The sequence below is a fragment of the Mycobacterium pseudokansasii genome (assembly GCF_900566075.1).
GTDB lineage: Bacteria > Actinomycetota > Actinomycetes > Mycobacteriales > Mycobacteriaceae > Mycobacterium > Mycobacterium pseudokansasii.
The window spans coordinates 1130702-1156696 of record NZ_UPHU01000001.1; the positions used below are offsets into that span (position 1 = coordinate 1130702).

Genomic DNA, 25995 nt, shown 5'->3' on the forward strand with positions numbered 1-25995 from the left:
ATTGGCGCTGGTGGGAGGGATGCGACGCCGATGGCATCGCCCCCTGACGGGTGGATCTCAAAAGCCATCGACCCTCCTGGACAGCGGTAAAGTCAGCTTGCTGCGACATCGCCGTCGTCAGGATCAGTGGGAATGCCCGGTCACCACGGAATAGCAAACATATCCTACTGCAACTATACACTATAGCAAGAAGTGTAACGGTTAACTACTGCATCGACGCTCTCAGCACATGCTCGGCTCGCTTGTCCGTGGACACGCACAACGAGCAGACGTGTGCGGTGTGTGTATGACAGGCCAGCATGTCGGGCCGCTCGAAATCATGGCGGCAGACATGACAGTTGAGTTGCTCGGCCGAGGGGTTGCCATGTTCGTCGTACATGGGCAGGTCGATGCCGTCGTGCCCGCGCCGAAGGTAATACCTGCCGCGAGTGGCGATCGCCAGGATCGGTGGCATCACCACCGCGATAACGATTGCGACCAGCGGTGAGTAGGGCCGCAGCGTCTCGCCGAGGCCACCGAAGAACGCGACGATCGAGAGCCCTGCAGCCAGCAGCAGTGAGCCGAAGCCGACCGGGTTGATGGCATACAACATGCCGCGGCGGAATTCTGGGGTCTTCGGCGAGAGTCGCAGCAAGTACTTGTTGAAGACGATGTCGGAGGCCACGGTCACCACCCATGCCATGCCGCAGTTGGCGTAGAACCCGAGGATCGTGTTGAGGAAGTCGAACATGTTGGCTTCCATCAGGATCAATGCAATTGCGAGGTTCACGGCGAGGAACACGATGCGGCCGGGGTAGTGCTTGGTGACGCGGGTAAACGAATTGGTCCACGCCAGCGAGCCCGAATAGGCGTTGGTGACGTTGATCTTGACCTGACTGAGGACCACCAGGATCACGGCGAGCGTCAGCGCCAGCCAGCCCGGCATGACGTTGCGGTAGATCTGCATGAATTGGTGCACCGGAAGATTGGCGATCGCCGTGGCGCCGGCCATGTGGGAAATCAGATACACCGCCAGGAACAACCCGATGATTTGCTTCAGCGCACCGAAGACAACCCAGCCGGGCCCGGCCAGCAGCGTCCAGGTCCACCACCGACGCGAGTTATCCGGCGTTCGTGGCGGCATGAAGCGCAAATAGTCGATCTGCTCGGCGATCTGGGCGATCAGCGACAGGCATACACCGGCTGCCAAGAGAACCGAGCCGGCGGTGACGCCGCCGCCACCGCCCTTCCCGGCGTAGGAGAAGAACTCTCCGATGGATTCCGGGTGGCTGACGACCAGGTAGCCGAACGGGGCGACCATCAGCAGCAGCCACAGCGGGGTGGTCCAAAGTTGTAGCTGCGACAGGACTTTCATGCCGTACATCACCAGCGGGAAGATCATCAACGTCGAGATTGCGTATCCCAGCCACAGCGGGACATGCAGTCCCAGATTGAGGCCCTGCGCCATGATCGAGCCCTCGAGCGCAAAGAAGATGAACGTGAAGGTGGCAAAGATCACGTTGGTGACCACCGAACCGTAGTAGCCGAAACCGCTACCGCGGGTGATCAGGTCCAAGTCGATGTTGTAGCGCGCCGCGTAGTAGGCCAGGGGCAGCCCGGTGGTGAACACCACGACGGCGAAAATCCCGATACCCCAGAGGGCGTTCGCGGTACCCCAGGTGATACCGACATTGGCGCCGATCGCGAAGTCGGCCAGGTAGGCGATTCCGCCGAGGGCCGAGATTCCCACCACCGCTGGGGACCATCGGCGGTAGCCGCGAGGTGCGAAGCGCAGCGTGTAGTCTTCGAGCGTCTCCCCGATAGCCGTGATGTGATCGAAATCACTTGGCGCTGAAGGCTTGATGTAGACTTCGGTGCCCGACATTAGCCCTCCTCAGCGCATTTGACGGTAATTAGCGATCAGCATTCCATGGTGTGCCCACGCAGTTGCCTTCGTGGAAAGTGGGAAAGCGAACTCCTGCGGCTACGCGTTCGGTGAACGTCGTTGCGACCCGGCGTGATCGTAACCCCGGTTTTCGGGAGCGTGCCAGCCGAAAGCGGTCCGGCACAGCGATATCGAAGCGGTTGCTCAGTAGCCTCACAAGGTCGGCGGGATTGGTCTGGCGGTTCCGGTGACTCGGCCGCCGAGTCAGATCTTTCCCACGACGAAATTCGCTGCTTGGTTGGTCAGTCCCGGTACGTAGCCGGTGTGCGCTTTCCATTGGTTACCGTCGGAGCAGATAGGGTCGCCCTCGTTGCACAGGTTGAGGATTTTGCCCTCGAAATGCGGGCTCAGCGCGCTCATGAGCCCGCCCGCGCGCCCAGACGGGTTACCGAACAGGGTGACCGCGGCGACGTGATCTGCCGCTTCGGCCGGTAGCGGCTGAGTGAAGCCCAGGGCGGCCAGTGGTGCGGCGGTCACGATGTCGATGACCGCGGCGCCCTGGGAGTACCCACCGAGCACCAATTTCGTGTCGGGGCACCCGTTCGCCATTTGTTGCACGTGGTCGCTGGCGTCGTTGGCGCCGTCCGCGGCTGCCAGGAAGTCTTTGCTGGCGGGGTAGTTCACCCCGTATGCCCCGATGTTCCTGCCGGTCTGCTGGCGTAACGAGGCGACCATGGCGTTGCCGACGCGGCCCAGTCCCGGCGGCTCGCTGGTGCCCCGGGCGAACACCACCTCGACGTCCGGGCAGGACGCGGAAGCCCTGGGCGGCAACGGCCAGGCAACTGACAACGCGGCCGCCGTCAGTGCGGCGGCCACCAGGCGGGTGATGAGTCTTGCTCTGCCCGTGATGATAAGCCGCATGACGCGATCTTACGGGCTTATTGCACATGCGTTGACGGCGTCAGTGAACCTGCACGACCGACCCGGGTGCTCCCACCACCGATCCGGGTACCCCGGCCGCAGGTCCGGGCGCCTGCGGAGCCGGGCCGGGCGCCTGCGGAGCCGGGCCGGGCGCCTGCGGAACCGGGCCGGGCAACTGCAGTACCGGTGCCGTGGAGGCGGCCGCGAGCCTGGCCGCGACAAAGCTCGCCGCCTGGGTGGTGTAGGTGGGGACGTAGCCGTCGGTGTGGTCGCTCCACTCGTTACCCGGGCCCGCATGACAGATCGGGTCGCCGGGATTGCACAAGTCGATCGCCTTGGCGCCCAGCAACGCACTCTGCGTCGTCAACGACCCGCCCGAGCGGTCGGCCACATTGCCGAAGACGGCGACAGCCGCGATGTTGTCGGCGTATTCGGCGGGCAGCGGGCTGCCAAAACTGATGCCCGCCAAGGGAACTCCCGCCACGATGTCGATCACGTCGGCGCCCTGCGAGTAACCGCCGAGAACCAGCTTGGTGTCCGGGCATGACGAGGCCATGGATTTGATGTGTGCGATGGCGTCGTTGGCGCCGTCACCGGTATGCAGCTGAAGGCGGCTCGCGGCATAGTTCACCGCGTACACGCCGATGTTCTTGCCGGTTTGCTGGCGCAGCGAGTCGACGAACGCTTCGCCGACCCGGCCGATGCCGGGCGGTTCGCTGGTACCCCGGGCGAAGATGACCTCCGCGTCCGGGCAGTCGGTGGCGGCGGCCGACGGGATCGCGGTCGGAACGGCGGACGGGGCGAGGACCATGCCGGCGGCGGCCACAGCGCCCGCCAGCAGGCCCATAGGGTGCGTGTTCACGCCGAGATTTTACCCGCTGCCGACCGCTACAAAACCTGCGACAAGCTCCGGGCTGTGGATGAGTGACTGAAGAAGCTCCTGTTCAAGGCCTACTGTTTGGGCATGGACGGTGGGGAGTAAATGCCCGGCCAATCGAGCGCGGGGCGACACGTCAATGCCTACCGCTTTCTGCTCCGACGCCTCGAGTGTGTGTTGCTGCATCGGGATGGTGATCGGGCACTGCGGGCGCCCACGCTGGGGTTGGCGGTCGGCTGCGTGCTGGCGACCGTCGCGGCGGCGGTCTGCGCGATGGGCGCCGTGGTGCGGCCGCAGCCGGGCCTCGGTGACGCGCGCATCGTGATGGGCCGCGACACCGGGGCGCTGTACGTGCGAGTGGGCGATACCTGGCATCCGGTGCTGAACCTGGCCTCGGCACGGTTGATCGCGGCGTCGGACGCCAACCCCCGGCGGGTGCGGGAGTCCGAATTGCGTCACACCAAACGCGGCCCGCTGCTGGGTATTCCGGGCGCACCACAGCTGATCGGACCGTGGCTGGCCGCCGCCGAGTCGAGGTGGACCGTCTGCGACACCGATCGGGAAGCGGCAACCACGGTGCTGGTCGGTCCTGTTGACGAGACGTCGGTTCGCCGGCTGACCGCTGAGCAGACGCTTCTGGTCACCGTAGGGTCCGGTGCACCGGCATATCTGCTGTACCACGGCCGCCGGGCCGTGGTGGATCTTGCCGATTCCGCGGTGCTGCGGGCGCTCCGGCTGGAGGGCCGGACTCCGCGGGTCGTCTCGCAGTCTTTGCTCAGCGCCGTGCCGGAGGCCCCGTCGATCACGACTCCGCCGATCAGCCACGCTGGCGAGCCGAGTGCGGCCGGAGTACCGGGATTTCCCGTCGGCACTGTGCTGCGCATCACACGCGACGAGAACGAGGAGTTCTACGTGGTGCTGAAAACGGGTGTCCAAAGGATCGGCCGGGTCGCCGCGGACCTGCTGCGGTTCAGCGACTCGCACGGCAACATTCACATCGTCGCCGTGGCACCCGATGCGATCCGCTCCGCTCCGATCGCGAACATCCTGCCGGTGTCCACGTTTCCCGATGAGGTGGCGACCCCTCGTGACGACAGCGACACCACGTTGTGCGTGACGTGGCTGGCCGCGCAGTCGGGTCGACCCGACCTCGCCTTCCTGACCGGCGGTGGCCTGCCGTTGCCGTCCGCGACGGTCCCGGTAACGCTGGCGCAGGCGGATGGTCGCGGGCCCGCACTGGACGCGGTCTACCTGCCACCGGGGCGCAGCGCCTACGCGGCTGTGCGGAGCTTGTCCGGCGCGGAAACCCGGACGGTTTGGCGCTACCTCGTCACCGACACCGGCGTGCGGTTCGCGATCCGCGACGACGACGCTGCACGTCACCTCGGGCTGCCGGCGCCGGTCCCGGCGCCGTGGCCGATATTGGCGGCTCTGCCACAGGGACCCGAACTCGGCAGGCAGCAGGCATCAGTCGCCCACGACACCGTCGCGGCCGGACCGTCCTAGCCGAGGCCTGGTGGCTGCGAACGAGGCCAGAACCGCCACGAGCACCACCAGGCCGATGGCGGCCCCGCCCAAAGCCGCGTCACGGCTGCGGTGATCGGCAGGCACCGGCACCGTCGGGGCGGTGATCGGCGCGGCTTCCATGTCGGGCTTGGCCACGGGCGCCGGCGGCGGGGAATCCGTGCTCAGCGCGGCCAGGGCGTCGACGGTGCCGTTGCCGACCAGGGGATTCCATCCGGCGGGTGGGTGATGGGCGGTCGAGGTGATCCGCTGCATCACCTGTCGGGCAGTCAACGCCGGAAATCGGGCGCGAATCAAGGCGGTCAGCCCGCTGACGACCGGCGCGGCAAAACTCGTGCCGGACAGTGGCACCGAGCCATGTTGTCCGTCGAGGGCATTCACCACCCCGCCACCAACCGGGCTCAGCGAGGTCACTTCCTCGCCGCTGGCGGCGACGTCCACCCATGGCCCGGCAAGAGTGAACGACGACGGTGCACCGGCCGGGTTCACCGACCCGACGGTCAGTACGTAGTCGTCATACCAGGCCGGACTGACTGCGACCGTAACGGTGTCCCGGGATACGTCGGGCCCCTGGGCCGGACATTGCGCGCCGCCGTCGCTGTTGCCCGCCGGGGCCACCACGACGGCATCCTTGACATCGACCGCATACGCCAGCGCGGCGCCCAGAGCGCGGTCGTCGAGCAAGGGTACGGCCGGGACGCAGGCGACCGACGAGATGTTGATCACCGACGCGCCGAGATCGGCTGCGGTGCGGACGGCTTGCGCCATCGTGTCGACGTCACCGACCCCGGCGCCGGAGCGGTCGGTGACCGCAGCGAATTTGGCGCTGGACTGCCGGATGCTGATCACGGTGGCCTCGGGTGCTACGCCACTGAACCCGTCAGCGCTGGAATCCGCTGTGCCGGCAATGATTCCGGCGACGACGGTGCCATGTGCGTCACAATCCCGGGTGCCGTCGCCGGTGGACACGTAGTCGCCGCCGCCGACGAGATGCAGCAGTCGTCGGTGCCGGGCGACCCCGGTGTCGATGACGGCGACCCGCTGGCCGGCCCCCCGGGTGAGCTGCCAGAGATGTGGCAACTCGAGATCCGCGAGTTGCGCGGCGGCGGCGGCATGGCCGGATACTGCTGTGGCCGCGGTGCAGACCTCGCGTTGCACGGTGGGTTGTGGCGGCGCCGGTGATGCCGCTGCGGGCAGCCACTTTTCGTCTACCCGCGGTGGCGACACGGCGTGCGCCGGCGGCGTCACGCACAACGGCGTCGTGGTCAGCACTGCCGCCAGCAGATGGGTGATGCGCACGGTGGTCGTGTTCATATCAGGTCGAGGGTCCGAATGGCGCCGAAGACCCCGCATGTCCAGCAGGCCAGCGGCGCCAGGGCGACCCATGCCGCCAACTCCAGAGCCTCGACACCTCGCTTGGCGACGGGCGAGAGCGACATCCCGGGAGCGGCAAAGCCCAGATACAACGCCGCAGCAGCCAGTGTCGCGGTCAGCGCGGCGACCCAGACTCCGTGCTGCATCCAGCCGGCCGCTGCGATGAGAAACACTATTGTGCCAGTGACGATTCCGCTGATGACGAGCAGCAGCCATCGGGTCCGGTGGCGGTGTGCGCGGGCGCGCAGCAACAACAGCGCGGCGGTGGTCGTGGCCAGGGGGACGGCGCGCTGGGTGGTCAGTGCGGCGAGGATTGCCCCGATGGCGGCACAGCCACAGAAGGTGGCCAGCAGGCCGGTCAGCCAGTTGTCGGCCCGCATCGATTTGGTGGCCAATACATCGGCTGGTGGCAGTTCGTAGGAGTCGTCGTGGTCGATCGCCGGTGGCAGCTGCGGCGACAAGCCCGCCAACGCAATGGACATCCGCCCGCACACTTCCAGCAGACCCAACGATGCCAACGCGGCCCACGAACCGATGACATACACTGGCGCAGCGGTCATCAACCCCGCCAGCGCGGCGACCGCGACGACGGTCGCGTGGCCTCCTATGGCGGTCAAAGTTACTATTCCGCAACCGGTTACGCGAATCGCCAGCGCCGCCGCGACGGCCGCAGCGGTGGCGGCGAGCATGGTGTGGGGAACGCCCGGGGCACCGGGCACCGCCAGCAGACCGGCAACGGCGAAGAAGACCGTGGCGATCACGCTCAACGTGAGTGCGCCGGTCGGGTCGCGGTGGATCCGCTGTGCCAGGCCTGCAAGCAGCAGAGCGATCACGCCGGCTGCCGCCACGACACCCGCTGTCGCGCCATGTTGAGCGCTGGCGCGCAACGCATCCCGAACCAGCGCCAGGGCCCCGGCACCGGTCACCACACCGGCGGCCAGCGCACCGGTGAGCCGAGCTGTGCGGCGGCAGGGACGGTGGGCCGCGGAGCCCAGTATCGCCGACACCGCCTCGGCCAGGTCGTCGTGGCGTTGGACGGACGGCTCGGGAAGGAACCGGCTGAGCAACAGCACGGCACCGTCGCGGATATCGCTTTCCGCCAGTGTCGTCGTCGATGCCAGTATTTCCCCGCCCGGGATGCACAGCTGGTAGCGGGTCGCGGTGTTCTGCGGGATGCGATCGCCCAGGATGTCGATGATCGGCGGGATCAACGCCGCGACCGGAAACGCTGCGGGTAGTGACAGGTCGACGACGGTGGTGCCGGCATGAACGGCGACGCGGCGCAGGCCCGGATCGGCTGCAAACAACGGGGCTCCCCTCGGGTTCGGTTCAGCGGCACCTTAACCGGATTGGACCGGCGCCGTATCCGGCTGTGCACAGCTGACTTGCGGCCGGTTGCGGCGCTGCCTAGCGTCGTCGCACTGTGACAGCCGAAGTGGTGGTCGCACCGCCACCAGAGGTGCCGCGATCCGCGTCACCGGGTCTGCTGGTGCGCGTTGCGCCGATTGCGGTATCGGTTGTGATGCTGGCCATTACGGCGGTGGCCTTCCTTTCAGGATCGTCGGCAACCCGCAGCCCCGTGTTTCTGGCGTTCCCGGCGATGACGGTGGCGTCGCTGGTCGTCACCGCGGTAACCGGTCTCGGTCGCGGCCGCGATGGCGGCCTGGACGGCGAGCGCCTGGACTACCTCCGATACCTGACCGGCCTGCGCGCTACCGCCACCGAAATCGCTGTGGCGCAGCATTCCTCACTGAATTGGACGCATCCTGAGCCCGACGTGCTGTTCACCCTGGTCGGTGGACCGCGGATGTGGGAGCGCCGCGCTGACGATGCCGACTTCTGCCGCGTGCGTGTCGGCCGTGGAACCCGGTCGCTGGCAACCCGTTTGGTGGCTCCGCCGCTGCCGGCCGGGCAGCAAGCCGATCTGGTCACCGTGACCGCGCTACGCCGCTTTCTCCGTGCGCATTCGACGATTACCGATGCGCCCCTGGTGATCTCGCTATGCGAGGCCATCACCATCGAGGGCGACGCGGCCCGGGTGCGTGCGCTGATCCGCGCGATGGTCTGTCAACTCGCGGTGCTGCACCCGCCGGATCAGGTGTCGATCGCAGCGGTGGCCGGCGACCGGAATCGGGGACACTGGGACTGGGTGAAGTGGTTGCCGCACAACCAACATCAACGTTGTGTCGACTCGCTGGGCTCGGCTCGGATGGTGTATGCCACTTGGGCGGCTGCACACGCCTCGCTCAGCGGCGGGGCGCTGCCGACTGTGGTGATCGTCGACACCGACGAACGTGCCGGTACCCCGTTCAAAGGTGCGATGATCCTTGCGGTCGGCCGCTGCCGCGATGGTGCGGCCGTGGTGCTCCGGCATGGCGGCGCAGCCGAGACGCCGGCCCGTGTCGACCGGATGGACCCGGTTGACGCGCTAGTTTGCGCGCGCCGGCTGGCGGCGTACAGTGCCAGCCACCGGGGCGACCGCCCTACCGCCGGCTCAGATTGGCCCGCATCGCTCGGCATCGGTGCGGTCGATACCTTCGACCCGGCCGCCGTGTGGCGCAACCAGAACACCCGGGACCGGCTCCGCGCGCCGATCGGAACCGGAGCCGACGGTACCCCGATCGAACTGGATATCAAGGAACCCGCCGAAAACGGTATGGGACCGCACGGCCTCTGTGTCGGCGCCACCGGTTCGGGGAAGTCGGAATTGTTGCGCACCGTGGCGCTGGGCATGATGGCGCGCAATTGCCCCGAGGTGCTGAATCTGCTGCTGATCGATTTCAAAGGCGGCGCGACGTTTCTCGACTTGGCCCGGGCGCCGCACGTGGCCGCTGTCATCACCAATCTGTCCGATGAGGCGCCGCTGGTCGCCCGGATGCAGGAGGCCCTGGCCGGCGAGATGAACCGTCGGCAAGAGCTGCTGCGGACGGCCGGCAACTTCGTCAGCGTGGCAGCCTACGAGAATGCGCGCCGCGGCGGCGCCCGACTGGTCGCCCTGCCGACGCTCTTCATCATCGTCGACGAGTTCTCCGAACTGCTGAGCCAGCACCCCGATTTCGCCGAGGTATTCGTCGCGATCGGCCGGCTCGGCCGCTCGCTGGGGATGCATCTGCTGCTCGCCAGTCAGCGGCTCGACGAGGGCAGGCTGCGTGGACTGGAAGCCCACCTGTCCTACCGGGTGTGCCTGAAAACGTTGTCCCCCGCCGACTCACGGGCCGTCTTGGGAACACTCGACGCCTACGAGTTGCCCAACGCTCCGGGCGCCGGCTGGCTGCGTACGGCCACCGGGGAGCTGACCCGGTTCCAGACCGCGTTCGTTTCGGGACCGCTGCCGCCCGGGGCTGGGGCTCGATCGGCCCTGCCGCAGGAGGTGCGGCTGTTCACGTCCGAGCATGCCGGAGCGGTCACGGGCGCCGCCGAGGCGAGTGCCGGGACCGCGCGCAGCGTGTTTCATGCGGTGCTGGACCGATTGGCCGGTCACGGTCCACCCGCGCACCGAGTCTGGTTGCCGCCGCTGCAGGAGGCACCGGCGCTGGATGCCCTGTTGGCCGACGATGCGCGGCGCGAGCTGATGGTGCAGATCGGGGTCGTAGACCGGCCTTTTCACCAGTCCCGCTCGCCACTGACTGTCGACTTGTCCGCGGCCGCAGGACATGTCGCGGTCGTTGGCGCGACCCGATCGGGCAAGTCGACGGCCTTATGCACGCTGATCACCGCACTGGCAGCCAACCACGATGCGGGCCGGGTCCAGTTCTACTGCCTGGACTTTGGCGGCGGTGCCCTGGCCGCGATCCGCGACCTGCCGCATGTCGGGGCGCTCGCTGGACGCTCGGACCCGGAGTTGGTCTGGCGCATGGTCGCCGAGCTGGAGTCGGTGCTGCGGTCGCGGGAGTCATCGGCATGCGAGCAAAACGGGAGCTGCGGTCGGCCCGCTGACGTCTTTCTGGTGGTCGACGGCTGGGCAACGGTGCGCCATGAATTCGGAGACCTGGAGGAGCCGATCACAGCGCTCGCAGCACAGGGCCTTTCATTCGGGATTCACGTGGTGGTGTCGGCGTCGCGATGGGCGGAGATCAGGCCGTCGCTCAAGGACCACATCGGCACCCGGATCGAGCTGCGTCTCGGCGACCCCGCTGATTCCGAAGTGGACCGCAGGCAGGCGCAGCAGGTGCCCCGAGACCGACCGGGACGTGGGCTTGCGCCCGACGGTTCGCACATGATGGTCGCCCTGCCCGGGCCGAACGGAGTCGATATGTGTCGCCACCGCGGTGACGCGGTAGCGCCGCCGATACCGTTGTTGCCCGCGCGGGTGGACTACGACGGCGTCCTGCGCATCGCAGGCGACCAGCGCATCCTGATCGGTCTCGAAGAGCGCGAACTGCGGCCCACTGCAATCGATTTCGAACATCAATCTCATCTGGTGATTATCGGCGACAACGAGTGCGGCAAGTCGGCCACGCTCCGCCTGCTGTGCCGGGAGGTCGTCCGTGCCAGAACCCCTGCCCAGGCCCGACTTTTCATCGTCGACTTTCGGCGCGCCCTGCTCGGTGTTGTCGAGTCGGAACACCTTGGCGGCTATGCCATGTCGGTGCCGGCATTGGAGGCAATGCTGCCGGGCGTGGTATCGCTGCTGCAACAACGAATGCCCCCCGCCGACGTGAGCCAGGCGCAGTTGCGTGCCAGGTCCTGGTGGGCCGGACCGGATATCTATCTGGTGGTTGACGACTACGACCTGGTCGCCACAGCTGCGGGCAACCCACTGCTGGCTGCGCTCGAATACTTGCCGTATGCAACGGATCTCGGACTGCACCTGGTGATTGCGCGACGCAGCGGCGGAGCCGCACGCGCCATGTTCGAGCCACTGCTGGCGGGTCTGCGTGACTTCGGTTGCATGGCGTTGATGATGAGCGGACGTCCGGAGGAAGGCGCGTTGTTCGGCTCGAGCCGCCCGGGCCCGTTGCCCGCGGGCCGCGGTGTCCTGATCAGCCGAACCGGTGGCGAGCGACGGGTCCAGGTGGCGTGGAGTCCGCCGTCATGAGCACGCATCCGGTGGTGATCGCTGCCGGCCCCGACTCCATCCGCCGACTGTGTTGTGGCGCAGGTGTTGTCGCCGATGCCGAGGTACGCGCGGCTGCCCTGGATGCGATCGACGACCGGGTGGCGCTGGTCGGTGAGCGGCCGGTCGCCGTCGCGACGCTGTGGTCGGCCACCTTGCGCAGACTGGCGCGCGACCACGGCGACGGCATGGTCCTCGTGCATCCGTCGTGGTGGCCGGTGGCGCGGGTGGGTGTGGTCACCAGCGCGGCCCGGGCGGTGACTGCCGGTGAGCTCGTGGTGCGGCCGCGGTCGTGGCTGCTCACCCGAGCCGCCGCGGAGGCCGCCGCGTCGGCCTCCGCGGAGAACGTCGTGGTGGAGATCGCGGATCGGTTGGTTGCCGTCGTCGACTCCGACGTGATGACCGCCGTGCCGCGCTTGGCGAAGACTCGGGTGGTGGCCGGCGAGGTCGCCGGGGTCGTCGCCGGCATGACCCGGGGCACCGGGGCCGCGGTGGTCATCGACATGCCGGGCAGCGTCGCTGGCGCGACAACGCTTGCCAGGGCGATCGCGGGTGCGTTGCGCGGCCGCCAAGCCGTCACCGAGGTCGATGATTCTCGACTGTCGCAGCTGGCGAAGAACGTGCCGGAGGAGCCGTCGAGGTCTTCGGGTGGGTCCCCGTGGGTGGAGCGGGGAGCTCGCGCCGGCAGGTTCGCGGGACTGGCGGCCGCCGGCGCCGCCTTGACGGTGTTGGCGGTGGCCGCAACGGCGCGTCACGGCGCCACCGCGGTGCCGGTGGCGCCGACGACGTTTCTGGTGGAAGGCCGCGTCGCGCTCACTGTTCCCGCCGGCTGGCCCACGCAGCGGGTGATCGGCGGGCCGGGTTCGGCTCGAGTACAGCTCACGTCGCCGACAGATCCCGAGGTGGCGCTGCACATCACCCAATCGCAGGTGCCCGGGGAAACGATGACGCAGACCGTCGAACGGTTGCGACGGGCCGTCGACGCCGAACCAGCCGGTGTGTTCGTCGACTTCAACCCGTCCGGCGTCAGCGCCGGCCGGCCCGCGGTGACCTACCGCGAGCTGCGCGCCGGACATGACGTGTGGTGGACGGTGTTACTCGACGGCGGCGTCCGGATGAGCATCGGATGCCAGAGCAGACGCGGTGCGCAGGACGCCGTCCGCGACGTCTGTGAACGTGCCGTGCGGTCCGCGCATGTGGTCGGCTGAGTCGCGGAAATTCGGACGGAACCGAATCGCGTCGCCGATAGTCGTACATGGTGTCAAGAACCGGGGAGCAATTGGAGATGGAACAGGTGAGCCCGAACGCACTGAATGCCGATTTCGACCTGCTGCGGTCGGTCGCGGCCACGACGGACGCGCGCAACGAGGAAATCCGGGCGATGCTGCAGGCATTCATCGGCCGGATCAGCAGCGTGCCGGCGTCGACCTGGGGCGGGATGGCGGCCGCGCGATTCAAAGACGTGGTGGAGCGCTGGAACGCCGAGTCGACGCGGCTGTACCACGTGTTGCACGCGATCGCCGAAACCATTCGGCACAACGAGGCCATGCTGCGTGATGCCGGTCAAAGCCATGCCCACCATATCGCCGCAGCCGGCGGGAACCTGTGACGGGAGAGGACCCAGCAGCGGATATGACCACAGACACCGCATTGTCGTACAACTTCGACGCCATCGAATACAGCGTTCGTCAGGAGATCCACACCACCTCGGCGCGTTTCAACGCCGCGCTCGAGGAGCTGAGATCCCGCATCGCGCCGTTGCAGCAACTCTGGACTCGGGAAGCGGCGGCCGCATACCAACTCGAGCAGCTCAGGTGGCATCAGGCGGCCAGCGCCCTCAACGAGATCCTGGTCGACTTGGGAAATGCCGTCCGCGACGGCGCCGAGGAGGTGGCGCAAGCCGACCGCCGGGCAGCCGGTAGTTGGGGGCGTTGAGCAGGCCCCATTGAACTCTGTGCGGTCCCGACGGAGGAGAGCCGTCGGGACCGCACAGTGATTTTGAACGGCGGCGAGTTTGAACTGCGGCGAGTTTGCTCTGCGGAGAGCTTGACCTGCGGCGATTTTGACCTGCGGGGATCGCCGTCGGTAAGCTGCTCCGTTGGCGTGCGGTACGCCGGGGCCTCGGGTCAATGTCGGTCGCCGAGAACAAGCCCATCGTTGACGCTCACCGTCGACGCCTGACCGGCACCCGGGTCGCACCGGGATCCGCCCGAGAGAAAGTGTGGTAAGCGCTGTGCCTACATACGCGCCCAAAGCGGGTGACACCACGAGGTCGTGGTACGTCATCGACGCCACGGACGTGGTGCTTGGCCGCCTTGCCGTCGCAGCGGCCAACCTGCTGCGCGGCAAGCACAAGCCGACGTTCGCGCCCAATGTCGACGGTGGCGACTTCGTCATCATCGTCAACGCCGACAAGGTCGCCATCAGCGGCGACAAACTGCGCCACAAGATGGCTTATCGCCACTCGGGATATCCCGGCGGCCTGCGCAAGCGCACCATCGGCGAGCTGATGCAAAAACACCCCGATCGTGTGGTGGAAAAGGCGATCGTCGGGATGCTGCCCAAGAACAAGCTGAGCCGTCAGATCCAGCGCAAGCTGCGCGTCTACGCCGGGCCGGAGCATCCCCACACCGCGCAGCAGCCGGTTCCGTTCGAGATCAAGCAGGTGGCGCAGTGACCGAAATCAGCGAGGCTCCCGTCGTCGAGAGCCAGCCAGTCCACGGCGAATCGTTCGTGTTCGAACGGCCCATCCAGACAGTCGGACGCCGCAAGGAAGCCGTGGTGCGGGTGCGTCTGGTGCCCGGCACCGGCAAGTTCGACCTCAACGGCCGCACCCTGGAGGACTACTTCCCCAACAAGGTGCACCAGCAGCTCATCAAGGCTCCGCTGGTCACGGTTGACCGGGTGGAAAGCTACGACATCTTCGCCCACCTCCACGGCGGCGGCCCGTCGGGCCAGGCGGGGGCATTACGCCTCGGCATAGCGCGCGCGCTGATTCTGGCCAATCCGGAGGACCGGCCTCCGCTGAAGAAGGCCGGGTTCCTCACCCGCGACCCGCGTGCCACCGAGCGCAAGAAGTACGGGCTGAAGAAGGCCCGCAAGGCGCCTCAGTACAGCAAGCGCTGATCGAACATCACTTTCTGGCCGCAACCGTGCCTTTTATGCATCGTGTGCGGCGTGTCGGCGTACCCGCGGGCACGGTTTCGGCGAGAAAGAAATGGGCACCTTTGGGTGCAAGACGTTAACTGTGAGAGGTTTGTCCGCATGGGTCGACTATTTGGTACCGACGGTGTGCGCGGGGTCGCCAACCGCGAGCTGACCGCAGAGTTGGCCCTGGCGCTGGGCGCCGCCGCCGCGCGGCACCTGGCGAGTTCGGGTGAACCGGGCCGGCGGGTTGCCGTGGTCGGCCGTGATCCTCGGGCCAGCGGCGAAATGCTGGAGGCCGCCGTGATCGCTGGGCTGACCAGCCAAGGTGTGGACGCGCTGCGGGTCGGGGTGCTTCCGACACCGGCGGTGGCGTACCTGACCGGCGCCTACGACGCCGACTTCGGGGTGATGATCTCGGCGTCGCACAACCCGATGCCCGACAACGGCATCAAGATCTTCGGCGCCGGCGGCCAGAAACTCGACGACGACACCGAGGATCAGATCGAGAACCTGGTCGCATCCGGTCCCGGGCTGCGTCCGGTCGGCGCCGGGATCGGCCGTGTCGTCGACGCCGAGGACGCGGCGGAACGTTACCTGCGTCAGGTGAGCAAGGCCAGCACCACGCCGCTTGACGGGCTCACCGTGGTCGTCGATTGTGCGCACGGCGCCGCCTCGGCCGTGGCGCCGCGCGCGTATCGCGCCGCCGGGGCCAAAGTGATCGCGATCAACGCCGAACCCAACGGAGTCAACATCAACGACTCCTGCGGATCGACGGACCTGGATTGTCTGCGCGCGGCGGTCATTGCGCATCGTGCCGACCTGGGTCTGGCGCACGACGGCGATGCCGACCGCTGCCTGGCCGTCGATGCCAACGGTGAACTCGTCGACGGCGACGCCATCATGGTGGTGCTGGCACTGGCCATGCGGGAAGCCGGCGAACTGACCGCCGACACGTTGGTGACCACGGTCATGAGCAACCTCGGCCTGCACCTGGCCATGCGCGCCGCCGGCGTCACCGTGCGCACCACCGCCGTCGGTGACCGCTACGTCCTCGAGGAATTGCGCGCCGGCGACTACAGCCTGGGCGGTGAGCAATCCGGCCATATCGTGATGCCGGCGCTGGGATCGACCGGAGATGGCATCGTCACCGGGCTGCGGCTGATGACCCGCATGGTGCAGACCGGCTCGTCGCTCGCCTCCCTGGCATCGGCGATGCAGACGTTGCCCCAGGTGCTGATCAACGTCGAGGTTGCCGACAAGGCCACCGCCGCCGCGCCGTCGGTCCAGACGGCCGTCGACAGGGCTGCGGCAGAACTGGGCGATACGGGCCGAATCCTGTTGCGCCCCTCTGGAACTGAACCAATGATTCGCGTCATGGTGGAGGCGGCCGACGAGGATGTCGCTCGGCGGTTGGCGGCCAGCGTCGCCGATGCGGTGAGCGCTGCGCGCTGAATTTCGGCGGAACCCGGGCGCCGTATTCGGCGTCGAACCAAGCATGAGACTCGATCATGGAACAAACTACGCTGGCAGCGCTATCGAAGCCGGCAGCGCTATTGACGTGACGGCGGTGCTTGCGGTCGCCGACAAGATTGGCGCCGCGGCCGACCTCGTCGAAGACGTAGCAGTAGACCTTTTGTCCCGGTTGACTTTTGGCGGTGCTTGCGCCGGCCGGGCGCACTCGCAGCGCGGTGAGGCGTTGCGTGCGGGCCTGGATCGGCTGGCCGCCGAGTTGTCGCAATGGTCTCGTGCTGCCGCCGAGATCGCCGTCGCGCTGCGGGCCGGCGCCCAGCGTTATGCCGATGCCGATCTGTTCGCCGCCGGCCGGATCGCCTGATCGTGGCTGATCGCCTAGACGTCGCCGAACGCCTCGCGGAAGGACGGCCCGCGGTCGAGCGAACCGAGACGTACCTGCTGGCCTGCCGCCGGCTTGGCTACCACCACCCGGACCTGACATCACGTCCCGCCCAGATCAGCGACTGGTACGACAGCGAAGAGGGACTCGACCTGCACGCACTGGACTCCGATTGCGCGCAGCTGCGGGCCGCGTGTACGGCGATCAGCGAAGCGCTGCGAATACAGCGTGCGCAGGTGCTGGAGCTGGCGACCGCGTGGGCGGGACCCGGAGCCGACGCCGCCGTGCGCTTTCTGCAGCGGCACTGCGATGGCGCAACCACGCTGGCCACCGAGGTGCGCGCGGCCGCGCAACGCTGCGAGTCACTGCGTGACAACCTGTGGCAGCTGATCGATGCCAAGGTGGCGACGGCCGTCGCCATCGACGATCGCACTCTCGCACAGCGGTCGCTGTGGTCGGCCGCGGCCGGCACAGTGCTGAGCGGAGCGGGAGACCGGGCTGGTGCCGAGGAGGTGCTTCGCGGCCAGGTCATGCCATACGTAGACAACGATATTCGCGGCGACTGGCTGACCGCGATGAATTCGACTCTGGCCGGGGTGACGGCGTCCTACGACATGGTCACCGACCGGCTGGCCGCCGCGCCGCGGACGTGCTTCGAGATTGCCGGGGACCTCGGCCCCGGCTGGCGCCCTGCCCGGCCCGCATGGCCGACCGCGCCGAAAGCGGCAGCTATACCCGCCACGGGCGTGCTGGACACCGTGCCGTCGGACCCGGCTCCCGCTCAGACTGCGGTTGCGCCGGCGACCCCCGCAGCCCCGGCCACCGCGCCGACGCCATCGGGACTGGGAGCCGCGATGGGCGATGGTGCGGCGGCTCCGCTCGGCGGTTCGGGTGGACTCGCGGAAGACGGCGGGCTGGGTGAACTCGCCGGCCGAATTGTCGATGCGATGGCGGACCTGCTGGCGACGGCGACCGGACCGCTTGCCGACCCCGCGGTTTCGGAGAGTCCGGCCGTGCCCGACGATCCCATGGGTGACGACGTCGCCGACGATGCCGAACCAGACGAGGCGGGAAAGATAGCCGACGCCAGAGAGGCCGGCGAAGGCGGCGAGCCGGGGTCTGGCACCGGAACTGTTGGCGCCGCGGGTGCAATGCCACCGGTCGCGCGACTACCGTCCGGCGCCGAACCGCCGGGCGTCGGTGCGGCGCCGGACGCTGAACCTCCGGCTGCCGGGCCGCTGGTGACTGAACCGCGGACCGGCGGACCACCGCCTGCCTCGGCTCCGGTGAACGGGTCGCCATCGCAATCGGCCACGAATGGGTCGACCCCCTGCGAGATCGCCGCGGACGAACTTCCGAAGGCGGGGCAGTGACCGGGTCAGGAGGGGCGTAGGCGTAGCAGTTCCTCGACATAGCGCACCGCTTCACCGGAATCGGCGGTCACCGGTCTGACCAACAGCGTGGTGACACCGGCGTCGGCGAAGGCGGCCAGTCGCTCGGCGACGTGGCCCCGCGGCCCGATCAGCGCGATCCCGCGCACCAGCTCGTCGGGAACCGCGTCGATCGCCTCTCGTTTGCGGCCGGCCAGGTACAGCTCCTGGATCCGGTCTGCGACCGCCCCGAAGCCGTAGCGGGTGGCCAGGCTGTGGTAGAAGTTGCGGCCTTTGGCGCCCATGCCGCCGATGTAGAGGGCCAGTTGCGGTTTCGTCCACCCGAGCCGCCCCTCGACATCCTCCCCGATCGCCAGCGAGGTACCGACCATCACGTCCAGCGGTCCCAGCGCAGGATCTCGTTTGGCGGCGCCGGTAGCCAGCGCTTCCCCCCAGACCCCGTCAGCCTTCTCCGGATAGAAGAACACCGGCTGCCAGCCCTCCGCGATCTCCGCGGTCAGTTCGACGTTCTTTGGTCCCAGTGCGGCGATCGATATCGGAATGCGTTCCCGCACAGGATGGTTGATCAGCTGCAGGGCTTTACCCAAACCTGTTCCGCGATCGGGGGGTAGCGGGATCTGGTAGTGCTTGCCCGCGTAGTGCAGCCGCTCCCGGCGCCAGATCTGCCGGCAGATTTCCACCACCTCGCGGGTACGGCCTATCGGGGCGTCGAATTCGACGCCATGGAAGCCCTCGATCACTTGCGGTCCGGACGTGCCGATCCCGAGGTGGAAGCGGCCGTCGGAGACGAAATCCAGGCCAGCGGCGGTCATCGCCAGCAGCGACGGCGTGCGGATATAGATCGGAAGTACCCCGGAGGCCAATTCCACGCGGGTGGTCCGGGCCGCCAGGTACCCCAGGTGGCTGACGGCGTCAAAGGAATACGCCTCCGCCACCACCGCGATGTCGATGCCGGCCTTCTCCAGTTCGACGACGCGGTCGACGGCGTCGTGAAAGCCGCCCGAGTAGTCCAGGGCAATGCCGATGCGCATCAACGACACTTACCACGGCGCAGCGCTCAGCCTGTCGAGGTACCCGTCCAATACTCCGCGAACCGTTGCCGGTCGGCGCTGAGGCGCAAGATGTCGTTGCCGGTGAAGACCTCCGACCCGCCCGGGCCGTGGCCGGTGCCCACCCAGCGGCCGGCGACCCAGTCACCGTTGCACAGCTGGCCGATTTCGATGGCAAAGTTCAAGTCCGCGAACATGTTTCGCGTCTCATCGATGATCTGCTCAAGCTCGGCAGGTCCATGGATGTCGCGGCCTGGCCAATGACCCACGAAGTCTTCGGTCACGATTTCGGTGCCGATTCGGCGGCCGGCCCAGAGTTCGGTAATCCAGCGGCCGTAGAGCACTTGCACAGTCGGCATAGTGCGTAACTACCCGGCTCCGGGCGTCAGCACACCGCAGCGCGTCACTTCAACAGCGTGACGATCTTCTCTTCTGGGGTCACCGGAGGAGCCTCCGGATCCAGCGCGTCCGTCTTGGGCAGCCGCGCATCGGGATCGGCGAACTCGCGATACGCCTTGTTGCCGTCGAGGGTGTACAGCAGATATCCGGTGAGCAGCGCCCGAACTGAACGCTGCGTCCTGCGGTCCGCGCCGGCCAGCCCGACCACTTTCGTCAGCCGCCTGCCCTCGACCAGGCCACCGGCCTTGGCTTTGCTGACGATGCGCAGCGTGGCAGTGTCCCACACCTGCGACAGCTCGAGGGCGTTGGACGTCAACGTCTTGGGATCTCCTGGTGCGCTCATGATCAGGCCCGGGACTTTGAGTGTCGCTGCGGGCTGCTCCGGCGGGGGAGCGGTCACTGTCGGAAAGATCGCCGCCACGGCTGATGGTTTGGCGGGCATGCCGGCCGCCGCGAACACCGCGGCCGAGCCGCCGAAGCCGTGTCCGACCAGCCCCAGCTTGGCGGGGTGGACGCTGATCTGGCCGGGACCCAGCCGCACCCCCGCCACGATGTCGAGCGCAACACCCAGGTCGAAGGCCAGGTTCAGCACCGACGGCACCAAGCCCCGTTGGGTATCGGGAGCTCCGGCCACGATGCCCCATGACGCGAGGTGTTCCAGCAGTCCCGAATAGCGGGTGGCGGAGGTCAGCCAGTCGTGGCCGAAGGCGATACCGGGCAGGTTGAGTCCGGCTTCTGGGGTGTACACCACCCCCGGTAGGCCGGCAAAGGCGAGGTCACCGCGCAGAACGCGGTGGGGACCACGGCGGTTGAGGGCGGCGAAGAGCGTGCGGGTGCGGGCCACCCGTCGACGTTAGCGGTGACTCTGACGATGGGTCCAGTCGTCCACCGGGGTCGTGGCAATAGGGTCGCCTGGGTGGCGGCTGCACTACCTCGGTCTGCCTCGTGCAGCCGTCGTCTTGGTGGCGGCTGCACTACCCTGGTCTGCTATGTGCGGAATTGTCGGCTACGTGGGGCCGCGTCCTGCCTGCGAGGTCGTCCTGGACGCGCTTCGCCGGATGGAGTACCGCGGCTACGACTCCTCGGGCATGGCCGTGGTCGACGGTGAGGGCAAGCTCACAGTGCGCCGCCGTGCCGGCCGGCTGGCCAATCTGGAGGCGGCGGTGGCCGACATGGCGCCGTCGGAGCTGACCGGGACCACCGGCTTGGGCCACACCCGCTGGGCCACCCACGGTCGTCCCACCGACCGCAACGCGCACCCGCACCGCGACGCCGCCGGCAAGATCGCCGTCGTCCACAACGGCATCATCGAAAACTTCGCCATGCTGCGCCAGGAGCTGGAGACGGCCGGCGTGGAGTTTGCCAGCGACACCGACACCGAGGTCGCGGTGCACCTGGTGTCGCAGGCGTATCACCAGGGCGACACCGCCGGCGATTTCGGTGCCTCGGTGCTGTGCGTGCTGCGCCGGCTGGAGGGCCACTTCACCCTGGTCTTCGCCAACGCCGACGATCCCGGCACCATCGTCGCTGCCCGCCGCTCGACTCCGTTGGTGCTCGGTATCGGTGACGGCGAGATGTTCGTCGGCTCCGACGTGGCCGCGTTCATCGAACACACCCGTCACGCGGTCGAACTCGGCCAGGACCAGGCGGTGGTGATCACCGCGGACGGCTACCGGATCACCGACTTCGACGGCAACCCCGACGATGCGAATGCGCGTGAGTTTCATATCGACTGGGACCTGGCGGCCGCCGAAAAGGGCGGCTACGAGTACTTCATGCTCAAAGAGATCGCCGAACAGCCCACCGCGGTGGCCGATACGCTGCTGGGGCATTTCGTCGGCAACCGGATCGTGCTCGATGAACAACGCTTGAGCGATCAGGAACTGCGCGACATCGATAAGGTGTTCGTGGTCGCCTGCGGCACGGCGTATCACTCCGGGCTACTCGCCAAATACGCCATCGAGCACTGGACGCGACTGCCGGTGGAAGTGGAGCTGGCGAGCGAATTCCGTTACCGCGACCCGGTTTTGGACCGCAGCACCCTCGTTGTAGCGGTCTCGCAGTCCGGGGAAACGGCCGACACGTTGGAAGCGGTCCGCCACGCCAAGGAGCAGAAGGCCAAGGTGCTGGCGATCTGCAACACCAACGGCTCCCAGATCCCACGGGAGTGCGATGCGGTGTTGTACACCCGCGCGGGCCCGGAGATCGGCGTCGCCTCCACCAAGACCTTCTTGGCGCAGGTCGCCGCCAACTACCTCCTCGGTCTGGCCTTGGCGCAGGCTCGCGGCACCAAGTACCCCGACGAGGTCGAACGCGAGTACCGCGAACTGGAAGCGATGCCCGATCTGGTGGCCCGGGTCATCTCCGGAGTCAAGCCGGTCGCCGACCTGGCCTACCGGTTCGCGCAGTCGTCGACGGTGCTGTTCCTGGGTCGCCATGTCGGCTACCCGGTGGCGCTGGAAGGTGCGCTCAAGCTCAAGGAACTGGCTTACATGCACGCCGAGGGCTTCGCGGCCGGCGAGCTCAAGCACGGCCCGATCGCCCTGATCGAAGACGACCTGCCGGTGATCGTCATCATGCCCTCACCCAAGGGCTCGGCCACATTGCACGCAAAGCTGCTGTCCAATATTCGCGAGATCCAGACCCGGGGCGCGGTGACCATCGTGATCGCCGAGGAGGGCGACGAAACCGTCCGTCCCTACGCCGATCACCTGATCGAAATCCCTGCGGTGTCAACGCTTTTGCAACCGCTGCTGTCGACCATCCCGCTTCAGGTGTTCGCCGCCGCGGTCGCCCAGGCCCGGGGTTACGACGTAGACAAGCCGCGCAACCTGGCCAAGTCCGTTACCGTGGAGTAACTGACGCACGGCCCGTCGCTTCACGTGGCAAGGCCAGACATGCAAAAGTTGATGCGTGACGCATGTATCGGTGTCGACGCGAGTACGCAGTTGGGTGCTTGCGGTGTGGCATTTCGTCAGCAACGCGCCATTGACGTACACCTGGCTGTTGGTACTGGCGATCACGACGATCATCCAGAACCAGCTCACCGGGCGCCAGTTGCACACCGTCCTGCTGCACCGGTCGACCAACATCAGGCACCTGGGGCGAGATCCGCTGGAGGTGCTGTTCTCCAGCCTGTTGTGGATCGACGGCCGGAACCTGGAGCCCTATCTTTTACTGTTCACGCTGTTTCTCGCTCCCGCCGAGCATTGGCTTGGCCAGTTGCGTTGGCTCACAGTAGGACTGACCGCTCACATCGGCGCTACCTATTTCAGCGAGGGTTTGCTCTACTTCGCGATCCAAATGCGTGACGCGTCCGAACGTCTGGTGCAGTCGCGCGATATCGGGGTCAGCTATTTCCTGGTGGGGGTGATGGCCGTGTTGACTTACCACATCGCCAAGCCGTGGCGGTGGGGCTACCTGGGCGTGCTGTTCGTCATCTTCGGCTTCCCGCTGATCACTATGGACAAGACCGAACTGGACTTCACCGCGATCGGGCACTTCACGGCCATCCTCATCGGCCTGGCCTTCTATCCGATGGCTCGAGAACGCCAACGGCCGGCCTGGAATCCGGCGAGGCTCAAGGAGATTTTCCGCAAGCGAGGCTCGCAGGAGGCACCGGCCCCCCATACCGTCTAAGCCACTGGCATGCATGGAATGCTGACACCGATGCGGCATTACTACTCTGCAGACGAGATCCGCGACTCCGAAGCACCGCTGTTGGCCAGCCTGCCCGACGGCGCACTGATGCGGCGGGCGGCTTACGGATTGGCCACCGAGATCATTCGGGAACTGACCGCCCGCACCGGCGGAGTTGCCGGCCGGCGGGTGTGCGCGGTCGTCGGATCCGGTGACAACGGCGGCGACGCGCTGTGGGCAGCCACCTTCCTGCGCCGTCGCGGGGCGTCGGCCCGCGCGGTGCTACTCAACCCGGAACGCACCCACCCTAAGGCGCTGGCGGCGTTCACCAAAGCCGGCGGTCGCGTCGTCGAAAGCGTGCCAACCGCAACCGATCTCGTGATCGACGGGGTGGTGGGCATTTCCGGTTCGGGGCCGCTGCGGCCCGCGGCGGCCGAGGTGTTCGCCGCCGTGCACGACGCCGGGATCCCGGTGGTCGCCGTCGACATCCCCAGCGGCATCGACGTGGCGACCGGAGCGATCACCGGTCCCGCGGTGCACGCCGCGCTGACCGTCACCTTCGGCGGCCTCAAACCGGTCCACGCGCTGGCCGATTGCGGTCGCGTCGTGCTCGTCGATATCGGGCTCGACCTGCCCGACACCGATCTGCGGGAGTTTCAGGCCGCCGACGTACTCGCGCGCTGGCCGGTACCCGGTCCCGACGACGACAAGTACACCCAGGGCGTCACCGGTGTCCTGGCCGGCTCCTCGACCTATCCGGGTGCGGGGGTGCTGTGCACCGGTGCAGCGGTAGCGGCCACCTCGGGGATGGTCCGCTACGCCGGCAGCGCCCATGCCGAGGTGCTCTCCCACTGGCCGGAGGTGATCGCGTCGCCCACCCCGGCGGCGGCCGGACGGGTGCAGGCCTGGGTCGTCGGGCCGGGACTGGGTACCTCAGACCAGGAGGCCGCCGCCGCGTTGTGGTTCGCGCTGGAAACCGACCTGCCCGTCCTGGTCGATGCCGACGGGCTGACCATGCTGGCGGCCCACCCGGAGTTGGTGGTCGATCGCCGAGCGCCGACGGTGCTGACGCCGCATGCCGGTGAATTTGCCAGGCTGGCCGGCGCACCGCCCGGTCCCGATCGGGTCGGCGCCTGCCGCAGGCTCGCCGACAGCTTCGGCGCCACCGTGCTGCTCAAGGGGAACGTCACCGTCATCGCCGATCCCGGCGGCCCGGTGTACCTGAGTCCGGCCGGACAATCGTGGGCGGCAACCGCCGGTTCCGGTGACGTGCTGTCCGGGATGATCGGTGCCCTGCTGGCGTCGGGCCTTGCATCGGCCGAGGCGGCCGCGGCAGCGGCCTTCGTGCATGCTCGGGCGGCAGGGCTTTCGGCCGTCGATCCCGGGCCCGGCGGTGCGCCGACGTCCGCATCACGAATCCTGCACCACATCAGGGCCGCTCTGGCTGCTCTGTAGATATCCACAACGAAAGGATCCACCGTGTCCCGCAGCCACCCGTCCGTGCCCGCGCACTCGATTGCTCCGGCCTACACCGGGCGGATGTTCACCGCTCCGGTGCCGGCGCTGCGGCTTCCCGAAGAGTCGATGGACCCCGAGACCGCCTACCGCTTCATCCACGACGAACTCATGCTCGACGGCAGTTCGCGGCTGAACCTGGCCACCTTCGTGACCACCTGGATGGACCCCGAGGCCGGCAAGCTGATGGCCGAGACGTTCGACAAGAACATGATCGACAAAGACGAATACCCGGCGACCGCGGCCATCGAGTCCCGCTGCGTATCCATGGTGGCCGACCTTTTCCACGCCGAGGGGCTGCGCGACGACGACCCGGGCAGCGCCACCGGAGTGTCGACGATCGGCTCCAGTGAGGCGGTAATGCTGGGTGGTCTGGCCATGAAGTGGCGCTGGCGGGCGAAGACCAAGGACTGGAAGGGTCGGACACCCAACCTGGTCATGGGTTCCAACGTGCAGGTGGTGTGGGAGAAGTTCTGCCGCTACTTCGACGTCGAACCCCGCTATCTGCCGATGGAGAAAGGGCGCTATGTCATTACTCCCGAGCAGGTGGTCGACGCCGTCGACGAGGACACCATCGGTGTGGTGGCGATTCTGGGCACCACCTACACCGGTGAGCTGGAACCGGTGGCGGAGATCTGCGCCGCGCTCGACAAGTTGGCGGCGAGCGGTGGCGTGGACGTCCCGGTGCACGTCGACGCCGCCAGCGGCGGGTTCGTGGTGCCGTTCTTGCATCCGGACCTGCAATGGGATTTCCGGCTGCCCCGAGTGGTGTCGATCAACGTCAGCGGCCACAAGTACGGGCTGACCTATCCCGGCGTCGGGTTCGTCGTGTGGCGCGGCCCCGAATATCTGCCCGAGGAGCTGGTGTTCCGGGTCAATTACCTGGGCGGGGACATGCCGACGTTCACGCTGAACTTCTCCCGTCCGGGCAACCAGGTCGTCGGGCAGTACTACAACTTCCTGCGGCTCGGTCGCGAGGGCTACACCAAGGTCATGCAGGCACTGTCGCTCACCGCGCGGTGGCTCGGCGAGCAGCTGCGCACCGTGGAACACTGCGAGCTGATCTCGGACGGCTCGGCGATTCCGGTGGTCGCTTTCCGCCTCGCCGGGGACCACGGTTACACCGAGTTCGACGTCTCGCATGAATTGCGTACCTTCGGCTGGCAGGTCCCGGCCTACACCATGCCGGACAACGCCACCGACATCGCCGTGCTGCGCATCGTGGTGCGGGAAGGGCTGTCCGCCGACCTGGCCCGGGCGTTGCACGACGACATTTCCACCGCGGTGCGCACGCTGAACAAGCTCAAGCCCGGCGGGCACTACGACGCCCAGCACTTCGCGCATTAGCGCGGACCCCTGGGGAGGCGGGCGCACCGCAACGGCGTCA

Annotated in this window: 22 protein-coding genes; 14 read left to right on the forward strand and 8 right to left on the reverse strand. The window is 67.6% G+C overall.

The features are described from left to right. Nucleotides 1-205: 205 nt before the first annotated feature. The 3 genes from EET10_RS05280 to EET10_RS05290 form a co-directional block, all read right to left on the reverse strand. Complete coding sequence (locus tag EET10_RS05280; protein ID WP_036398341.1) at nucleotides 206-1864, reverse strand: purine-cytosine permease family protein; 1659 nt, start codon at nucleotides 1862-1864, stop codon at nucleotides 206-208. 264 nt (nucleotides 1865-2128) lie between these two features. Beyond that, nucleotides 2129-2785, reverse strand: coding sequence for a cutinase family protein (locus tag EET10_RS05285; RefSeq protein ID WP_036398339.1), 657 nt, complete (start codon nucleotides 2783-2785; stop codon nucleotides 2129-2131). Nucleotides 2786-2825: 40 nt separating this feature from the next. Beyond that, nucleotides 2826-3632: a cutinase family protein gene (locus EET10_RS05290; protein WP_174719730.1), complete on the reverse strand. Its 807-nt coding sequence runs from the start codon at nucleotides 3630-3632 to the stop codon at nucleotides 2826-2828. 135 nt (nucleotides 3633-3767) lie between these two features. Here EET10_RS05290 and eccB point away from each other — a divergent pair, with 135 nt between their 5' ends. Continuing rightward, nucleotides 3768-5168: a type VII secretion protein EccB gene (gene eccB / locus EET10_RS05295; protein ID WP_036398337.1), complete on the forward strand. Its 1401-nt coding sequence runs from the start codon at nucleotides 3768-3770 to the stop codon at nucleotides 5166-5168. On the opposite strand, the gene mycP is transcribed toward eccB, so the two are convergent. Then, nucleotides 5130-6500 (reverse strand): type VII secretion-associated serine protease mycosin, encoded by a 1371-nt coding sequence (gene mycP / locus EET10_RS05300; RefSeq protein ID WP_122501951.1) that lies wholly within the window; start codon nucleotides 6498-6500, stop codon nucleotides 5130-5132. The two genes, eccB and mycP, sit on opposite strands and share 39 nt — an antisense overlap. Further along, nucleotides 6497-7867, reverse strand: coding sequence for a type VII secretion integral membrane protein EccD (eccD, locus tag EET10_RS05305; RefSeq protein WP_122501952.1), 1371 nt, complete (start codon nucleotides 7865-7867; stop codon nucleotides 6497-6499). The genes mycP and eccD overlap by 4 nt, the downstream gene beginning before the upstream one ends. Before the next feature lie 116 nt (nucleotides 7868-7983). Between eccD and eccCa the strand changes: the two genes are divergently transcribed. The 9 genes from eccCa to EET10_RS05350 all read left to right on the forward strand — a co-directional run bounded on the left by eccCa (nucleotide 7984) and on the right by EET10_RS05350 (nucleotide 17988). Further along, nucleotides 7984-11598, forward strand: a complete 3615-nt coding sequence (gene eccCa, locus EET10_RS05310; RefSeq protein ID WP_122501953.1) for a type VII secretion protein EccCa — start codon at nucleotides 7984-7986, stop codon at nucleotides 11596-11598. Beyond that, entirely contained in the window at nucleotides 11595-12824 is a 1230-nt protein-coding gene (locus EET10_RS05315) for a type VII secretion-associated protein (RefSeq protein ID WP_122502745.1), read from the forward strand. The genes eccCa and EET10_RS05315 overlap by 4 nt, the downstream gene beginning before the upstream one ends. 77 nt (nucleotides 12825-12901) lie before the next feature. After that, nucleotides 12902-13225 carry a WXG100 family type VII secretion target gene (locus EET10_RS05320; RefSeq protein ID WP_122447176.1) on the forward strand — a complete coding sequence of 108 codons (324 nt, stop codon included), beginning with the start codon at nucleotides 12902-12904 and terminating at the stop codon, nucleotides 13223-13225. A gap of 23 nt (nucleotides 13226-13248) precedes the next feature. Next, complete coding sequence (locus EET10_RS05325; protein ID WP_036398331.1) at nucleotides 13249-13551, forward strand: WXG100 family type VII secretion target; 303 nt, start codon at nucleotides 13249-13251, stop codon at nucleotides 13549-13551. A 298-nt stretch (nucleotides 13552-13849) separates the two neighbouring features. Beyond that, on the forward strand, nucleotides 13850-14293 hold the full coding sequence (gene rplM / locus EET10_RS05330; protein ID WP_036398329.1) for a 50S ribosomal protein L13: 444 nt from the start codon (nucleotides 13850-13852) through the stop codon (nucleotides 14291-14293). Beyond that, entirely contained in the window at nucleotides 14290-14742 is a 453-nt protein-coding gene (gene rpsI / locus EET10_RS05335; RefSeq protein ID WP_036398327.1) for a 30S ribosomal protein S9, read from the forward strand. The genes rplM and rpsI overlap by 4 nt, the downstream gene beginning before the upstream one ends. A gap of 138 nt (nucleotides 14743-14880) precedes the next feature. Further along, the gene (gene glmM / locus EET10_RS05340) at nucleotides 14881-16215 is read left to right on the forward strand and encodes a phosphoglucosamine mutase (RefSeq protein WP_036398325.1); all 1335 of its coding nucleotides are present in this window, start codon (nucleotides 14881-14883) and stop codon (nucleotides 16213-16215) included. A 43-nt stretch (nucleotides 16216-16258) separates the two neighbouring features. Next, entirely contained in the window at nucleotides 16259-16597 is a 339-nt protein-coding gene (locus tag EET10_RS05345) for a hypothetical protein (RefSeq protein WP_036398323.1), read from the forward strand. A gap of 2 nt (nucleotides 16598-16599) precedes the next feature. Then, nucleotides 16600-17988: a hypothetical protein gene (locus EET10_RS05350; RefSeq protein ID WP_122501954.1), complete on the forward strand. Its 1389-nt coding sequence runs from the start codon at nucleotides 16600-16602 to the stop codon at nucleotides 17986-17988. A gap of 5 nt (nucleotides 17989-17993) precedes the next feature. Here EET10_RS05350 and EET10_RS05355 read toward each other — a convergent pair whose 3' ends face one another. Genes EET10_RS05355 through EET10_RS05365 form a run of 3 tightly spaced genes read right to left on the reverse strand, consistent with a single transcriptional unit; the run spans nucleotide 17994 to nucleotide 20298 of the window. Next, nucleotides 17994-19037: an LLM class F420-dependent oxidoreductase gene (locus EET10_RS05355; protein ID WP_063467686.1), complete on the reverse strand. Its 1044-nt coding sequence runs from the start codon at nucleotides 19035-19037 to the stop codon at nucleotides 17994-17996. Between the two features lie 26 nt (nucleotides 19038-19063). Beyond that, a complete protein-coding gene (locus tag EET10_RS05360) occupies nucleotides 19064-19414 on the reverse strand; it encodes a nuclear transport factor 2 family protein (RefSeq protein ID WP_063467670.1) in 351 nt (116 codons plus the stop codon). Nucleotides 19415-19458: 44 nt separating this feature from the next. Next, nucleotides 19459-20298 carry a dienelactone hydrolase family protein gene (locus EET10_RS05365; protein WP_063467671.1) on the reverse strand — a complete coding sequence of 280 codons (840 nt, stop codon included), beginning with the start codon at nucleotides 20296-20298 and terminating at the stop codon, nucleotides 19459-19461. A gap of 145 nt (nucleotides 20299-20443) precedes the next feature. On the opposite strand from EET10_RS05365, the gene glmS reads away from it, so the two are divergent. Genes glmS through gad form a run of 4 tightly spaced genes read left to right on the forward strand, consistent with a single transcriptional unit; the run spans nucleotide 20444 to nucleotide 25955 of the window. Beyond that, nucleotides 20444-22312 (forward strand): glutamine--fructose-6-phosphate transaminase (isomerizing), encoded by a 1869-nt coding sequence (gene glmS, locus EET10_RS05370; RefSeq protein WP_036398315.1) that lies wholly within the window; start codon nucleotides 20444-20446, stop codon nucleotides 22310-22312. Nucleotides 22313-22367: 55 nt separating this feature from the next. After that, the gene (locus tag EET10_RS05375) at nucleotides 22368-23093 is read left to right on the forward strand and encodes a rhomboid-like protein (RefSeq protein WP_051490179.1); all 726 of its coding nucleotides are present in this window, start codon (nucleotides 22368-22370) and stop codon (nucleotides 23091-23093) included. A gap of 30 nt (nucleotides 23094-23123) precedes the next feature. After that, a complete protein-coding gene (locus EET10_RS05380; protein WP_036399421.1) occupies nucleotides 23124-24548 on the forward strand; it encodes a bifunctional ADP-dependent NAD(P)H-hydrate dehydratase/NAD(P)H-hydrate epimerase in 1425 nt (474 codons plus the stop codon). 24 nt (nucleotides 24549-24572) lie between these two features. After that, a complete protein-coding gene (gene gad / locus EET10_RS05385; protein WP_036398313.1) occupies nucleotides 24573-25955 on the forward strand; it encodes a glutamate decarboxylase in 1383 nt (460 codons plus the stop codon). Nucleotides 25956-25995: the final 40 nt, after the last annotated feature.

Bases quoted from the DNA above. Each gene is read 5' to 3' on its own strand.
- EET10_RS05345 (WP_036398323.1), top strand. From the start codon at position 16,259: ATGAGACTCGATCATGGAACAAACTACGCTGGCAGCGCTATCGAAGCC.
- EET10_RS05325 (WP_036398331.1), top strand. From the start codon at position 13,249: ATGACCACAGACACCGCATTGTCGTACAACTTCGACGCCATCGAATAC.
- EET10_RS05320 (WP_122447176.1), top strand. From the start codon at position 12,902: ATGGAACAGGTGAGCCCGAACGCACTGAATGCCGATTTCGACCTGCTG.
- EET10_RS05315 (WP_122502745.1), top strand. From the start codon at position 11,595: ATGAGCACGCATCCGGTGGTGATCGCTGCCGGCCCCGACTCCATCCGC.
- EET10_RS05280 (WP_036398341.1), bottom strand. From the start codon at position 1,864: ATGTCGGGCACCGAAGTCTACATCAAGCCTTCAGCGCCAAGTGATTTC.
- EET10_RS05360 (WP_063467670.1), bottom strand. From the start codon at position 19,414: ATGCCGACTGTGCAAGTGCTCTACGGCCGCTGGATTACCGAACTCTGG.
- EET10_RS05355 (WP_063467686.1), bottom strand. From the start codon at position 19,037: ATGCGCATCGGCATTGCCCTGGACTACTCGGGCGGCTTTCACGACGCC.
- glmM (WP_036398325.1), top strand. From the start codon at position 14,881: ATGGGTCGACTATTTGGTACCGACGGTGTGCGCGGGGTCGCCAACCGC.
- eccB (WP_036398337.1), top strand. From the start codon at position 3,768: ATGCCCGGCCAATCGAGCGCGGGGCGACACGTCAATGCCTACCGCTTT.
- glmS (WP_036398315.1), top strand. From the start codon at position 20,444: ATGTGCGGAATTGTCGGCTACGTGGGGCCGCGTCCTGCCTGCGAGGTC.
- EET10_RS05290 (WP_174719730.1), bottom strand. From the start codon at position 3,632: ATGGGCCTGCTGGCGGGCGCTGTGGCCGCCGCCGGCATGGTCCTCGCC.
- EET10_RS05285 (WP_036398339.1), bottom strand. From the start codon at position 2,785: ATGCGGCTTATCATCACGGGCAGAGCAAGACTCATCACCCGCCTGGTG.
- mycP (WP_122501951.1), bottom strand. From the start codon at position 6,500: ATGAACACGACCACCGTGCGCATCACCCATCTGCTGGCGGCAGTGCTG.
- EET10_RS05380 (WP_036399421.1), top strand. From the start codon at position 23,124: ATGCGGCATTACTACTCTGCAGACGAGATCCGCGACTCCGAAGCACCG.